Origin of the sequence: Nostoc sp. UIC 10630 (assembly GCF_010747425.1) — a bacterium.
Classification (GTDB): domain Bacteria; phylum Cyanobacteriota; class Cyanobacteriia; order Cyanobacteriales; family Nostocaceae; genus Nostoc.
Window position 1 is genome coordinate 1 of record NZ_JAAGOG010000484.1, and the last position, 655, is coordinate 655.

At 44.7% G+C, this 655-nt stretch carries 1 protein-coding gene; it reads left to right on the forward strand.

Going from position 1 to position 655, the window contains the following annotated elements; translation table 11 throughout:
* On the forward strand, positions 1-655 hold a 655-nt coding region (locus tag G1O98_RS38515), incomplete at both ends, for a choice-of-anchor D domain-containing protein (protein WP_163939728.1).

The window sequence follows — 655 nt, forward strand, 5'->3', positions numbered from 1 at the left end:
GAAATTCAAGTTCTTAACGGCACAGTTGATATTGCAGATGGCAGCACTACTGCGATTAACTTTGGCGATGTCATTACTGGTAATACTCTCAGCAAAACCTTTACCATCAAGAACACAGGTACAGCTGCACTCAACCTCAGTAATCTCAAACTTCCCGACGGATTTAGTTTGGTAGGAACTCTGCCAACAAGTGTGGCTGCAAATGCTTCCACCACCATCACAGTGGCACTCAACACCACTACACCTGGAACCTATGGTGGCACTCTGATTTTAGGCAACAACGATAGTGATGAAAGCTCTTTTGACTTTGCTATTAATGGCATAGTTAAACCTGCTCCGGCTCCCGAAATTCAAGTTCTTAACGGCACAGTTGATATTGCAGATGGCAGCACTACTGCGATTAACTTTGGCGATGTCATTACTGGTAATACTCTCAGCAAAACCTTTACCATCAAGAACACAGGTACAGCTGCACTCAACCTCAGTAATCTCAAACTTCCCGACGGATTTAGTTTGGTAGGAACTCTGCCAACAAGTGTGGCTGCAAATGCTTCCACCACCATCACAGTGGCACTCAACACCACTACACCTGGAACCTATGGTGGCACTCTGATTTTAGGCAACAACGATAGTGATGAAAGCTCTTTTGACTTTG